The organism is Actinomycetospora lutea, from assembly GCF_028737205.1.
In the GTDB taxonomy this organism is placed as follows: Bacteria; Actinomycetota; Actinomycetes; order Mycobacteriales; family Pseudonocardiaceae; genus Actinomycetospora; species Actinomycetospora lutea.
Map to the genome: position 1 here is coordinate 34,498 of NZ_JAQZAL010000023.1, position 13,215 is coordinate 47,712.

Annotated in this window: 11 protein-coding genes and 1 tRNA gene; 3 read left to right on the top strand and 9 right to left on the bottom strand. The window is 73.8% G+C overall.

The features are described 5' to 3' along the window. Window positions 1-50: 50 nt before the first annotated feature. The gene (gene crgA / locus PHK61_RS23020; RefSeq protein ID WP_274283354.1) at window positions 51-305 is read right to left on the bottom strand and encodes a cell division protein CrgA; all 255 of its coding nucleotides are present in this window, start codon (window positions 303-305) and stop codon (window positions 51-53) included. Between the two features lie 75 nt (window positions 306-380). On the opposite strand from crgA, the gene PHK61_RS23025 reads away from it, so the two are divergent. Next, window positions 381-1,031 carry an aminodeoxychorismate/anthranilate synthase component II gene (locus PHK61_RS23025; RefSeq protein ID WP_274283355.1) on the top strand — a complete coding sequence of 217 codons (651 nt, stop codon included), beginning with the start codon at window positions 381-383 and terminating at the stop codon, window positions 1,029-1,031. Between the two features lie 12 nt (window positions 1,032-1,043). Here the strand turns inward: PHK61_RS23025 and pknB are convergent, their stop codons facing one another. From pknB to PHK61_RS23060, 7 genes are all read right to left on the bottom strand, one after another. Continuing rightward, the gene (pknB, locus tag PHK61_RS23030) at window positions 1,044-2,990 is read right to left on the bottom strand and encodes a Stk1 family PASTA domain-containing Ser/Thr kinase (protein WP_274283356.1); all 1,947 of its coding nucleotides are present in this window, start codon (window positions 2,988-2,990) and stop codon (window positions 1,044-1,046) included. Between the two features lie 2 nt (window positions 2,991-2,992). Beyond that, window positions 2,993-4,405, bottom strand: coding sequence for a serine/threonine-protein kinase (locus tag PHK61_RS23035; RefSeq protein ID WP_274283357.1), 1,413 nt, complete (start codon window positions 4,403-4,405; stop codon window positions 2,993-2,995). After that, on the bottom strand, window positions 4,405-5,886 hold the full coding sequence (locus PHK61_RS23040) for a peptidoglycan D,D-transpeptidase FtsI family protein (protein ID WP_274283358.1): 1,482 nt from the start codon (window positions 5,884-5,886) through the stop codon (window positions 4,405-4,407). The genes PHK61_RS23035 and PHK61_RS23040 overlap by 1 nt, the downstream gene beginning before the upstream one ends. Beyond that, a complete protein-coding gene (locus PHK61_RS23045; protein ID WP_274283405.1) occupies window positions 5,883-7,439 on the bottom strand; it encodes an FtsW/RodA/SpoVE family cell cycle protein in 1,557 nt (518 codons plus the stop codon). Before PHK61_RS23045 ends, PHK61_RS23040 begins: the two co-directional genes overlap by 4 nt. 53 nt (window positions 7,440-7,492) lie before the next feature. Further along, window positions 7,493-8,869, bottom strand: coding sequence for a protein phosphatase 2C domain-containing protein (locus PHK61_RS23050; RefSeq protein WP_274283359.1), 1,377 nt, complete (start codon window positions 8,867-8,869; stop codon window positions 7,493-7,495). 76 nt (window positions 8,870-8,945) lie between these two features. Then, window positions 8,946-9,428 (bottom strand): FHA domain-containing protein FhaB/FipA, encoded by a 483-nt coding sequence (locus PHK61_RS23055; RefSeq protein WP_274283360.1) that lies wholly within the window; start codon window positions 9,426-9,428, stop codon window positions 8,946-8,948. A 19-nt stretch (window positions 9,429-9,447) separates the two neighbouring features. Next, window positions 9,448-10,749, bottom strand: a complete 1,302-nt coding sequence (locus PHK61_RS23060) for a DUF3662 and FHA domain-containing protein (RefSeq protein ID WP_274283361.1) — start codon at window positions 10,747-10,749, stop codon at window positions 9,448-9,450. Between the two features lie 173 nt (window positions 10,750-10,922). On the opposite strand from PHK61_RS23060, the gene PHK61_RS23065 reads away from it, so the two are divergent. Together PHK61_RS23065 and serS are read left to right on the top strand one after the other, a co-directional pair. Then, window positions 10,923-11,008: transfer RNA gene (locus tag PHK61_RS23065), tRNA-Leu, on the top strand. Between the two features lie 73 nt (window positions 11,009-11,081). Continuing rightward, a complete protein-coding gene (gene serS / locus PHK61_RS23070) occupies window positions 11,082-12,380 on the top strand; it encodes a serine--tRNA ligase (RefSeq protein WP_274283362.1) in 1,299 nt (432 codons plus the stop codon). Here serS and PHK61_RS23075 read toward each other — a convergent pair whose 3' ends face one another. Further along, complete coding sequence (locus tag PHK61_RS23075; protein ID WP_274283363.1) at window positions 12,381-13,193, bottom strand: thioesterase family protein; 813 nt, start codon at window positions 13,191-13,193, stop codon at window positions 12,381-12,383. Between the last annotated feature and the right edge of the window lie 22 nt (window positions 13,194-13,215).

The window sequence follows — 13,215 nt, forward strand, 5'->3', positions numbered from 1 at the left end:
GTTGTCCACAGGGTCCGTCCACAGCGGTGGACGAATCACATCGGTGTGGTTCAGCGCCACTTCATGGTCATCAGCAGCGACACGACGATCAGCCCGAAGCCGATGAGGAAGTTCCACGCGCCGAGGTCCTGCATGAACGGGATGGACTCGGAGGCGAGGTAGTTGACCACCAGCCACGCGAGCCCGAGCAGGCCGACGCCGAGCATGATGCCGACGTACGCCGGGTGCGACGGGCCGGCGGGCGCGGGCCCGGCCTTCGGGGGCGGGGTGTAGGCCGGCTTGCGGCGGACCTTGGACTTCGGCACGTCGGCTCCGATCAGCGGGACTCCCCCCGGAGTCTAGTGCACCCGTCCTGATCACCTGGCTCGTACGCTGGGGAGATGCGCGTCCTGGTCGTCGACAACTACGACAGCTTCGTCTACAACCTCGTCCAGTACCTCGCGCAGCTCGGCGCCGACCCCGTGGTGCGCCGCAACGACGTCGACGGGGTGGTCGACCTCGTCGACGAGGTGGACGGCGTGCTCGTCAGCCCCGGTCCCGGCACGCCCGCCGACGCCGGTGCGAGCACCGAGGTCATCCGCCGGTGCGCCTCGCTCGGGCGCCCGATGCTCGGCGTGTGCCTCGGCCACCAGGCGCTGGGTGCGGCCTACGGCGGCGTCGTCGACCGCGCGCCCGAGCTCCGCCACGGCAAGACCTCGCTGGTGCACCACGAGGGCGCGGGAGTGCTCGCCGGGCTGCCCAGCCCGTTCACGGCCACGCGGTACCACTCGCTGACCGTCCTGCCCGACACGATCCCCGCCGAGCTGGAGCCCACCGGCTGGACCGCCGACGGCGTGCTCATGGCGATGCGCCACCGGGAGCTGCCGCTCGAGGGCGTGCAGTTCCACCCCGAGTCGGTGCTCACGCAGGACGGCCACCGGTTGCTCGCGACCTGGATGGGCGCGAGCGGCCACCCCGTGGACGACGGCGTGGTCGACCGGCTCACCGAGGGCCTGCGGGCCCTGGCGCTGGCCGCCGCCCCACCCGCCTGAGCACCGGGGAGCTCAGTTCCCGCCCGGGAACAGCCCGCCGCCGTCGTCGCTGCCGGGCTGGTAGCGCCCGACGACGACCGCCACGCTCGAGCCGGGGTCGGCCGACGACCCGGCGGTCGGGTTCTGGCTGAGGATCTTCCCGTCCTGCGACGGGTCGTTCACCGACTGGGACGTCCGCTGCAGGTTGCCGCCGCGGAACCCGGCCGAGACCAGCGTCTGCACGGCGTCGGAGGGCAGCTGCCCGACCAGGGAGGGCACCTGCACCTGTCCCTGGTTGCCGCGCGAGACGCGCAGCGTCACCGACGAGTTCCGCGGCACCTGCGCGCCGGCGCTCGGCGAGGTCGAGACGACCGTCCCCGCCGTGCCGCCCCCGTCGACCTCGGTGACGTCGACCCGCAGGCCGACGCCCTCCAGCGTGGTCGTCGCGGTCTGGCGGTCCTGGCCGGTGACGTCGGGCATCCGCAGCGTCTCGCGCTGGCGCCCGATGGTCAGCTGCACCGGGGTGCCGGGCGCGAGGAACTGCCCCGCCGCCGGCTCCTGGGCGAGCACCCGGCCGATCTGGCTCGCGTCGTCGACCTCGCGCTGCTGGGGGACCGGGGCGAGGGAGAGACCGAGGCGCTGCACGGACGCCTGGGCCTCGTTGGCGGTCTGACCGGTGAGGTCGGGGACCTGCACCCGGTCGGGCCCGCGACCGACGCGCAGCTCGACGACGCTGCCCGGGGCCACCTCGAGCCCGCCCGTCGGGTTCGTCGTGACGACCTGGCCGACCTGCTCCGGGGTGGACGCCACCGGCACGACGGTGGGTCGCAGGCCCGCCGTGGACAGCGTCTGCAGGGCCGCCGCCTGCGGCTGGCCCACGACCGTCGGCACCGCGACCGCGTTGGCCGACGGGGAGAACAGGAAGTACGCCCCGGCCAGCGCCGCGAGCAGGGCCAGCACGGCGGCGAACCCGATCGCCCGTCGCCGGCCGCGGCGCCGCCGGGCCTCGGCCTGCTCGGCCTGCCACTCGGCGAAGTCGTCGACCTGGTCCACGGGCCCGGTGACCCCGGCGACCGGGTGGCCGCCGGTCATGTACTCGGTGCGCTCCTGCTCGGTCATCACCATCGGCGCGCCCGGCTGCTCGCCGGACAGGACCCGGTAGAAGTCCTCGCGCATCTCGTCGGCGCTCTGGTAGCGGTTCGACGGGTTCTTGGCCAGCGACTTCAGCGTGATGGCGTCGAGCGCCGGCGGCACGTGCGGGTTGATCTCCGACGGGGCCGGCGGGTCCTCCCGCACGTGCTGGTAGGCGATGGCGACCGGCGAGTCGCCGGTGAACGGGGGCCGGCCGGTGAGCAGCTCGAAGAGCACGCAGCCGGTGGCGTACACGTCGGAGCGGGCGTCGACCGACTCGCCGCGGGCCTGCTCGGGTGAGAGGTACTGCGCGGTGCCGATCACCGCGGCGGTCTGGGTGACGGCGGGCTGGGCGTCGGACAGCGCCCGCGCGATGCCGAAGTCCATCACCTTCACCGCGCCGGCCGGCGTGATCATGATGTTGGCCGGCTTGACGTCGCGGTGGATGATCCCGTGGCGGTGGGAGTAGTCCAGCGCCGCGCAGACGTCGGCGAGGACCTCGCAGACCCGGAAGGGCTCCATCGGGCCCTCGGTCTTGACGATGTCGCGCAGCGTCCGCCCCGCCACGTACTCCATCACGATGTAGGGCAGCGGCACGTCGTCGGTCGGGGTCTCGCCGGTGTCGTAGACGGCCACGATCGCCGGGTGGTTCAGGGCGGCCGCGTTCTGCGCCTCGCGGCGGAACCGGACCTGGAACTGGGGGTCGCGCGCGAGGTCGGCGCGCAGGACCTTGATCGCCACGTCGCGGCCCAGGCGGACGTCGCGCCCGCCGTGCACCTCGGACATGCCGCCGTAGCCGAGCGCGGGCCCCAGTTCGTAGCGCTCGGACAGCAGCCGTGGCGTCGTCATCCTCAGAACTCCTGACAGGTGACGGTCACGGTCTCGCCGCGGGGGACGTCGCCGGTGGGCGACAGGTAGAGCACTCGGCAGCGCGACGGGTCGGACGGCTCCCCGCCGAGGATCGTGGCGATCTCGGGGTCGAGGCCCGACTCGCGCAGGGCGGCCGAGGCCACCGACGCGGGACGCCCGACGTAGTCGACGGGGTTGACGCTGACGCCGTTCGCGGCCGACGAGGACGTCGTCGTGCGGGAGCTGCGCGTCGTGGTCGGGCTCGCCGTCGTGGTGGTGGACGACGCGGTCGTGCTCGCCACCGGGGGCGGTGGGGCCGACGTCTCGGCCGAGTTGACCACCCAGAGCACGCCCGCGAGCAGCAGCAGGGCGACCACCGCGAGGGCGGCGACCGTGCCCCAGGGCCCGCGCCGGCGCGGCTGCTCGGGCTGGGACGCCCAGCGGTCGGGGCGCTCGGCGCCGCGTGGCGGCGAGGGCTCGCGCGACATCGCGGGCGCGACGCGGGTGGACGGGTTCACGCGCTCGGTGAGCGCGGTGGCCTGGCCGGGCAGGGGGAGCGGCTCGCCGCGGCGGACCGCGCCGACCGCCTGCGCGAACTCGCCGCCCGTGGCGTAGCGCTGGCGCGGATCCTTGGCCAGCGTCGCCTCGATGAGCTGGCGGACGACCGGCGGGACGTCGTTCGGCAGCGGCGGCAGCGGGTCGCGGATGTGCATCATCGCGACCGTGACGGCGTTCTCCGAGAGGTACGGGCGGCGCCCGGCGAGGCACTCGTAGCCCACGACGCCGAGCGAGTAGACGTCCGAGGCGGGCCCCGCGTCGCCGCCGCCCGCCTGCTCCGGGGCGATGTAGTGCGCGGTGCCCATGACCATGCCCGAGCGGGTCACCGGCGCCGCGTCGACGGCCTTGGCGATGCCGAAGTCGGTGATCTTCACCTGGCCCGACGGCATCACCAGGATGTTGCCCGGCTTGACGTCGCGGTGGACCAGCCCGCGCTCGTGCGCGGCCTCGAGCGCCCAGCCGGACTGCTCGAGGATGTCGAGGGTGTAGTCGACGCCGAGGCGCCCGTGGACCGCGAGGATCTGGGCCAGCGGCTCGCCGCGCACCAGCTCCATCACGAGGTAGGCGGTGGGCACCTGGACCGTGCCGTTGGCGGTGGACCACTCGGTGGTTGTCTCGCCGTAGTCGTGCACGGCGGTGATGCCGGAGTTGTTCAGCGAGCCCGCGGTGCGCGCCTCGGTGCGGAAGCGGTGCAGGAACTCGGGGTCCCCGGTGAGCTCCGCCTTGAGGATCTTGACCGCGACGGTGCGGCCCAGCCGGGAGTCCTCGGCCTCCCAGACCTCGCCCATGCCGCCGACCGCGATCCGCCGGCCCAGCCGGTAGCGGTCGCCGATCAGCGATCCCGTCGTGGGCGCCACTAGGAACCACTCCCCAGGGCGGCCGCGATCACCGCGCGCCCGATCGGGGAGGCGACCGAGCCGCCGGTGGCCTCCTCGCCGCGGTTGCCGCCCCGCTCGACGATCACCGACACGGCGATCTGCGGGTTCGGCACCGGCCCGAAGGCGTCGTACCAGGTGTGCGGCGGGTTGGTCTTGGGGTTCGCGCCCCACTCGGCGGTGCCGGTCTTCGACGCGATCTGGACCCCGGGGATGCGGCCCTGCCCGGACCCGTTGTTCTCCGAGCCGATCATCAGCTGGGTCAGGGTGTCCGCCGTCGACTGCGAGAACGCGCGGGCCAGCCGGTCGGGCTCGGTGGACTCGACGGTCGAGAGGTCCTGGCCCTGGATCTGGGCGACCGTGGTCGGGGTCATCGGCACCCCGCCGTTGGCGACGGTGGCGGCGATCTGGGCGTTCTGCAGCGGGGTCAGGCGCACGTCGCGCTGCCCGATGCCCGACTGGGCGGTGGAGGCGCCGTCGGCGAGGTCGCCGAGCCGCGAGGCCTGCACCGGCATCGGCACGGTGAGCGCCGGGTTCTCGAAGCCCAGCGAGGTCGCCATCGCCCGCAGCCGCTCGGCGCCGACCTGGGCCGCGAGGTTCGCGAACGGCCCGTTGCAGGACTTCGCGAACGCGGTCGCGAACGGCACCGTGGCGCCGGGGCCGCAGGGCTTGCCGTCGTAGTTCTCGAGCGTCGTCGTGCTGTCCGGCAGCGTGATCCGCGGCGCCGCGGTCACCGGGGCCTCCGGCGTGATCGCGCCGGCCTCGAGCGCCGTCGCCGTCGTGACGATCTTGAACGTCGACCCGGGCGGGTAGGTCTCGCTGGTCGCCCGGTTGGTCAGCGTCGGCGGGTCGTCCTCGGTGAGCTCGTTCCAGGCGTTCTGCTGGGTGGTGCCGGAGTGGCTCGCCAGCGGGTTCGGGTCGTACGACGGCGTCGAGACCATCGCGAGGATCTCGCCGGTCTGCGGCCGGATGGCGACCACCGAGCCCTGGTAGCCGCGCGAGGTCATCGCCTCGTAGGCGGCGCGCTGGATCCGCGGGTCGATGCTCAGCACCACGTTGCCGCCGGCGGGGTCGCGCCCGGTGACGGCGTCGGAGATGCGGCGCACGAACAGACGGTCGTCGGTGCCGTTGAGCACCGGGTCCATCGCCCGCTCCATGCCGCCCGCGCCGTAGATCTGCGAGTAGTAGCCGGTGACCGGCGCGTAGAGCGGGCCGTCGGTGTACTGGCGCTGGTAGCGCAGCCGGTCGCCGGGGTCGGGGCTCTGCACGCTCTGGGCGAGCACCTCGCCGCCGGCCGAGATCTGGCCGCGCTGGCGGGAGTACTCGTCCAGCAGGACACGGGCGTTCCGCGGGTCCGCGCGGTACTCGTCGGCCTTGACGACCTGGATCCAGGTGGCCTGCCCCAGCAGGAGCAGGATCAGGACCATGACCGCGAGGGAGACCCGTCGCAGCGGGGTGTTCACTCTCCTCGGGTCCTTCCTCGCGGGGCCTGGTCGGGGTGTCCGGCCGGGGCGCCGGCCTCGTGGCGCACGCTGCCGTGCGGCGGGGTGCGCACCTGGTCGCGCGAGACCATCTCGGTGCTCGCCTCGGCCAGCGGCGCGAGCGGGGCCTGCTGCCCGGGCACGGGCGTCCCGGGCCGCTTGTCCTGGCTCGGCTGGCGGGCAGCGTTCGACACCCGCAGCACGAGCGCGACGAGAGCGTAGTTGGCCACCAGCGACGAGCCGCCGTAGGACACGAACGGCGCGGTGATGCCGGTGTTCGGGATGAGGTTGATGACGCCGCCGACGACGACGAACACCTGCCAGGCGATCGCGAAGCCCAGCCCCGCGGCGAGCAGCTTGCCGAACGTGTCGCGCACGGCCAGCGCACTGCGCATCGCGCGGGTGGCGAGCAGGCAGTAGATGAGCAGCAGCGCCGCGATCCCGACGAGGCCGATCTCCTCGCCGAGCGAGGTGAAGATGAAGTCGGTGCTCGAGAAGGGCACGAGCTCGGGGCGCCCGGCGCCGAGCCCGGTGCCGCCCATCCCGCCCGTCGCGAGGCCGAAGAGGCCCTGGCTGACCTGGAACCCGCGGCCGTTGTAGTCCGCGAAGGGGTCGAGCCACACCGAGACGCGGACCTGCACGCGGGACACGAAGGTCCACGCGGCGAAGGCGCCCGCGCCGAAGATGGTGAGGCCGATGAGCACCCAGGAGATGCGCTCGGTGGCCACGTAGAGCATCACGAGCACGATCCCGAAGAACATGAGGGACGTGCCGAGGTCGGACTCGAAGACCAGGACGGCCATCGCGACGCCCCAGGCCACGAGCAGCGGACCGAGGTCGCGGGGCCGGGGGAAGGTCATGCCGAGGAAGTGCTTGCCGGCGCTGGTGAACAGGTCGCGCTTGACCACCAGGAACGACGCGAAGAAGACGACGAAGAGGATCTTCGCGAACTCGCCGGGCTGGATGCTGGCCGGCCCGAGGCGGATCCAGATGCGGGCGCCGTTGACCTCGGAGAGCGAGGCCGGCAGCACCGCGGGCAGGGCCAGCAGGATCAGGCCGACGAACCCGGCCGTGTAGCCGTAGCGCGCGAGCGTGCGGTGGTCGGGCACGAGCCACAGCACGCCGACGAAGAACACGAGGCCGATCGCGGTCCAGCCGACCTGGCGCACCGCCTCCTGGGCGGGCTCCTCGTTGCCGAGGCTGACCGCGCGCGCGATCCGGGCCAGGTCGATCCGGTGGATCATGACCAGCCCGATGCCGTTGAGCAGCGCCGCGAGCGGGAGCACCAGCGGGTCGGCGTAGGGCGCGAACTTGCGCACGGCGAGGTGCGCGAGCGCGAGCAGCGCCATGTACGCGGCGCCGAGGTAGAGCAGCGCCCAGGTGAGCTCCTGCTCCTGGTTGGCCTCGACCAGGACGAGCGCGCCGGTGGTGATGACGGCGGCGAGGCCGAGCAGCGCGAGCTCGACCCCGCGGCGGGTCGAGACGGCGGCCGCGACCGCCGGCCGCAGCGCGGTGCGGTCGGCGGGGCGGTCGATCCCGGAGACCCCGGGCGCACCGTTCTGGGCGCCGGGAGCGGTGGGCCGCGTCACTACGGCACCCGGCAGTCCCGGCCCGGGACCTGCGGCTCGGTCGGTGCGGGCGAGGCCACGGGGGCCTGACCGGCGACGTCGGGGGTGCCCGGCGGGACGGGCGCGGGGGTGGGGACGCCACCGGCGGGCGGCACGGCGCCCGGGACGGCGCCGGCGGGAGCGGGCGGCTCGCACGGCGGGAGCATCTGCTCGGTGCGCAGCCGGTCGACGGTCGCCTCGGCGCGCGGGAGGTCCTCGACGCGGATGCCGTCACCGGCCAGCTGCTGGCGGGCGACGGGGGTGAGGTCGGCGACCCGGACCCCCGAGTCCTGCGCGACGCTCTGGAGCGCGACGCCGAGGAACGTGCCGGGCACGCCCTGGTAGATCACGACGGTGTCGTCGTCGCCGGCCACGTAGTACTGGCTGCTGACGTACACGGTGGCGGCGAGCACGGCGATGCCGGCGAGGGCGACCACGGCCAGCGCGGCGAGCGCCAGGCGCAGCCGGCCGCGGCCGGGGCGCCGGCGGGAGGAGTCGGAGGACACCGGGGCCGGGCGGGGCTCGGGCTCGCTGCGGGTCAGCGTGGCGGCGGAGGCGCGCGCGGCCGCGGAGTCGCCGGGCGGGGGGTCGGCGCGGCCGTCGCCGGCGGCGCCGCCGTAGATGGGGTCGTGCTCGCCGAAGTCGACGTCGACCACGTCGGCGACGATGCAGGTGACGTTGTCGGGGCCGCCGCCCTTGAGCGCGAGCTCGATGAGCCGGTCCGAGCAGTCCTGCGGGTCGGCGATCGTGAGGGCCTCGGCGAGGGTCTCGGCGCTGACGACCCCGGAGAGCCCGTCGGAACAGAGCAGGTAGCGGTCGCCGGAGCGGGCCTCGCGCACGGTGAGCGCGGGCTCGACGTCGTGGCCGGTCAGCGCGCGCAGGAGCAGCGAGCGCTGGGGATGGCTCGCCGCCTCGTCCTCGGTGATCCGGCCCTCGTCGATGAGCGACTGCACGAAGGTGTCGTCGCGGGTGATCTGGGTGAGCACGCCGTCGCGGAACAGGTAGGCCCGCGAGTCGCCGACGTGCACCATGCCCAGCCGGCTGCCGGCGAAGAGCACGGCGGTGAGCGTCGTGCCCATGCCGTCGAGGTCGGGCTCCTCGGCGACCAGCTCCGTGATCGCGTCGTTGCCCTGGGCGGTGGCTTCGGCGAGCTCGCCCAGGAGGTCGTCGCCCGGCTCGTCGTCGTCCAGCGGCACGAGGGCGGCGATGACGAGCTTCGAGGCCACCTCACCGGCCGCGTGTCCGCCCATGCCGTCGGCGAGGGCGAGCAGGCGCGGGCCCGCGTAGACCGAGTCCTGGTTGTTCTGCCGCACCAGGCCCCGGTCACTGCGAGCGGAGTAGCGCAGCACCAGGGTCACGGGTCGATCCTGCACGGAAGGGGACGGGGCGTCGTCACCCGGGTCCGGATGGGGGGCCGACCGCCCGGCGAGCTGGTCATGAGCGGAGCTCGATGACCGTCTTGCCGATCCTGATCGGTGTCCCCACGGGGACGCGGGTGGGTCCGGAGACCTTGTTGCGGTCGAGGTACGTGCCGTTCGTCGACCCGAGGTCCTCGACGTACCAGTCGTCACCCGACTGGGAGATCCGGGCATGCCGGGTCGACGCGTAGTCGTCGTCGAGCACCAGCGTCGAGTCGTCCGCCCGCCCGAGCATGATCGGACGACCGTCCAGGGCGATGCGGGTGCCCGCGAGGGCGCCGGCGGTGACGATCAGGGCACGGGGCCCCGAGCGTCCGCCGCCGCGGGCCGGCTTGGACGAACCCCCTCGGGTGGAGGGACGTCGGCCGCCGGGCGCCGCGGCCCGCAGACCCGAGGCCGCGTAGAGGTCGCTGCGGACGACCCGCAACGCGGCGAGGACGAACAGCCACAGGAGGGCCAGGAATCCGGCCCTCGTGATCTGGAGGACGAGTTCGGGCACGCCGTCGGGCCTTCGGGCCTCAGCCCTGCGCGCGGAAGAGCAGCGCGCTGTGCCCGACCCGGATCGTGTCGCCGTCGGCGAGCTGCCAGGTCTGGACCGGCGTGCCGTTCACCGTGGTGCCGTTGGTCGACCCGAGGTCGGACAGGGTGGCCTGCTGGCCGTCCCAGTTGATCTCGAGGTGGCGACGCGAGACGCCGGTGTCGGCGAGGCGGAACTGCGCGTCCTGGCCGCGGCCGATGACGTTCGAGCCGTTGACGAGCTGGTACGAGCGGTTCGAGCCGTCGTCCAGCGTCAGCGACGCGGTCAGCTGGCGGGTCTGGACGCCGCCGTAGCCCTGCTGGCCGTACTGGTCGTAGCCGCCCTGCTGCTGGCCGTAGGGGTCGTAGCCGCCCTGTCCGTACTGGCCGCCGTAGCCGCCCTGCTGCTGGCCGTAGGGGTCGTAGCCCTGCTGGCCGTAGCCCTGCTGGGGCTGCCCGTACTGGTCGTAGCCGGGCTGGCCGTAGCCCTGCTGCTGGTAGCCCTGCTGCTGGTAGGGGTCGTAGCCCTGCTGCTGGCCGTAGCCCTGGGGCTGCCCGTACTGGTCGTAACCGCCCTGCTGCGGGTATCCCTGCTGCTGGCCGTACCCCTGCTGCGGCTGGCCGTACTGGTCGTAGCCGCCCTGCTGCGGGTAACCGCCCTGCTGGCCGTACGGGTCGTAGCCGCCCTGCTGGGGGTAGCCGCCCTGCTGCGGGTAGCCCTGCTGCGGCTGGCCGTACTGGTCGTAGCCGGGCTGGCCGTACCCCTGCTGCGGGTAGCCGCCCTGCTGCGGGTAGCCGCCCTGCTGGCCGTAGGGGTCCTGCTGGCCGTAGTTGCCGTCGCGACCCTGCTGGTCGTCCGGGTAGCGGCCGGGTGCCTGACTCATGGGCTGTTCTCCTGCGGATCGGGGGCTCGCGGCCCGTCGCCGCGACGCGTCGGGGTCAACGGACGACCTGGTGCGGAACTGTCCCGTGTGCAGCGCGTCGGAACGCTCCAGAGAGACTACGACCTCACCGTAAGTCTCCCACCCGCCCTCCGTGAGGTGCTCCTCGACGACCTCGATGAGCGAGTGGGTGATGGTCTCCTCGTCGCCGGCCAGGCGTTCGTGGTCCGCGGGACTGAGCACCACCGTGTACTGATTGGGCGCCAGGCGGCGCCCACCTGCCAACTCTCGCACGCCGTCCTCCGCCTCACGGCGAAGACCCTGTGCGATCTCCTGCGGGACGACCTTGCCACCGAACACGCGTGCGAAGGCGTCACCCACCAGACCTTCGAGCTTGCGCTCGAAGCGCTGTGCGCGCCCCACCGCGATCCCTCCTCGTCCGACGCTCGCGCCGTCGTCCCGACACCTGCTGCCCCGTCCGGCATGTCGCCACACCGGCCGGGAGGATTCGATGGTATCGGTCGCCGCGAGCGGGGCGCCGACCTCCTTCCGGGAGGCCGGATCCGTGCGTGCTAGCGTTTCCGGCAGATCACTCCGGGCGAGTGGCGGAATGGCAGACGCGCACGGTTCAGGTCCGTGTATCCGGAAGGATGTGGGGGTTCAACTCCCCCCTCGCCCACCAGAACAGCAGGGCCCCGGTCGTGACCCACGGCCGGGGCCTTCGTCATATCCCCACCCGGGAGAGGAACGGCACGATGCACGACGCACGCCTCCTGCTCGAGCTCGGCGACGAGGCGGTGCGCCGCCTCGCCCGACGCGGCTACTCGCTCGACCTCGCGGGGCTGGAGGCGATGTCGTCGCGGCGGGCGGCGGCGATCGGCGCGGTGGACGAGCTGCGGGCGGAGTCGAAGCGGGCCGCCGGCGAGGTGGGGAAAGCTGCGAAGTCGGGCTCCTCGTCCGCGGAGGTGGATGCGCTCAAGGAGCGGGCCCGCGAGCTCAAGGACCGCATCCGCGAGGCCGAGGACGAGGTCGACACCGCGGAGACCGCGCTGCGCGACCTGCTGCTGACGATCCCGAACCTGCCGGCCGACGACGCCCCCGACGGCGACTCCGACGCGGACGCCGTCGAGGTGCGCCGGGTCGGCGAGGTCCCGGCCCTCGGGTTCACCCCGCGCGACCACGTCGAGCTCGGCGAGGCCATGGGGATCCTCGACCTCGGCCGGGCGGCCAAGCTCTCCGGCGCCCGTTTCTCGGTGACGCGCGGCCCGGGCGCGGTGCTCGAACGGGCGCTCGCGTCCTTCTTTCTCGCGCTGCACACCGGCCGGCACGGCTACACCGAGTTCTCGGTGCCCTACCTCGTCACCGCGGCCACCATGACCGGCACCGGCCAGCTGCCCAAGTTCGAGGAGGACCTCTTCCGCACGGGCACCGGCGACCGGGACCTCTACCTCATCCCCACCGCCGAGGTGCCGCTCACGGCGATGCACGCCGACGAGATCCTCGAGACCGAGACGCTGCCGCGCGCCTACACCTCCTGGACGCCGTGCTTCCGCTCGGAGGCCGGCTCCTACGGCCGTGACACCCGCGGCATCCTGCGGCTGCACCAGTTCTCGAAGGTGGAGCTGGTGCGGGTCTGCGCGGCCGAGGACTCGCGCGCCGAGCTCGAGGTCATGCTCACCCACGCCGAGGCCTGCCTGCAGGAGCTCGGGCTGGCCTACCGCGTGGTGAAGCTCGCCGCGGGCGACATGGGCTTCAACGCGCAGCTCACCTACGACATCGAGGTCTGGCTGCCCAGCCAGGACACCTTCCGCGAGATCTCCTCGTGCTCCGACTGCGGTACCTTCCAGGCGCGCCGCTCGGGCATCCGCAGCAAGGACGTCCGGGGCGGGCGCGGCCAGGTGGCGACGCTGAACGGCTCGGGCCTGCCGATCGGGCGCACGATGGCCGCGGTGCTCGAGCAGTGCCAGTCCGAGGACGGGTCGGTGACGCTGCCCGAGGCCCTCGTCCCGTTCACCGGCTTCCGGCGCCTGCTCCCGGACGGCACGCCCGAGTAGTCACCGCCTGATCGCGGCCAGCTGGTGGGCGTGGCCCACCAGCCGGCCCGCCGGATCCCAGACGCGGCAGGTCTCGTGCATGCGGTCGGCGCCCGCGCGCTCGACCCACTGCACGACGCGCAGCGGACCGGGCGCCGGCGCGGCGACCACGTGCGCGGACAGCGACATGGTCGGCGACCAGCCCGACAGGCCCATGTCGAACGTGGCCGGCGGCAGCACGTCGAGCGCCACGAGCAGGCCCTCGGGGGTCCATGGCTCGCCGGACGCGAGCGAGGCCCAGCCCGCGAGGCGACCCTCGCCCGACGGGCGCCCGTGCAGGAAGCCCGCGGTGCGCGGGTCGAGGCGCGTGTCGACCACATCCATGATCGGCAGCGAGCCGCGGCCGTCGTCGTCGGACCCCGACGGGCTGCGCGGGCATTCCTCGCGGGGCGTGAGCTCCGGCGCCGCGGGCTCGACGTCGTCGGGCGTCGGCGGTGCGGGCGGGCCCAGGACGAACGCGGCCTCGACGGCCGGCCCGCCCTGGTCGAGGCGCACGCGCAGCTGCGAGGCGCCGCGCCCGAGGCGCAGGACGGTGACCTCGAGCGACGCCGGCCCGGGCTCGGGCGCCTGCAGGTAGGTGCCGGTGACCGCCTGCGGGCACGTGTGCCCGGGCCGCTCGGCGGCGATCGTCTCGCGCGCGGCGCGGGCCAGGACGGCGAGCAGGTAGCCCCCGTGGAGCTTCGGGCCGATCGTCCACTGGTCGTCGAGGATGATCGTGAAGCGGCCGGCCTCGTCGGTCGGCTCGGGGCGGGTGGCCTTGTCGTACTCAGCCACGGCGATCCGGACGGTCAGCGGC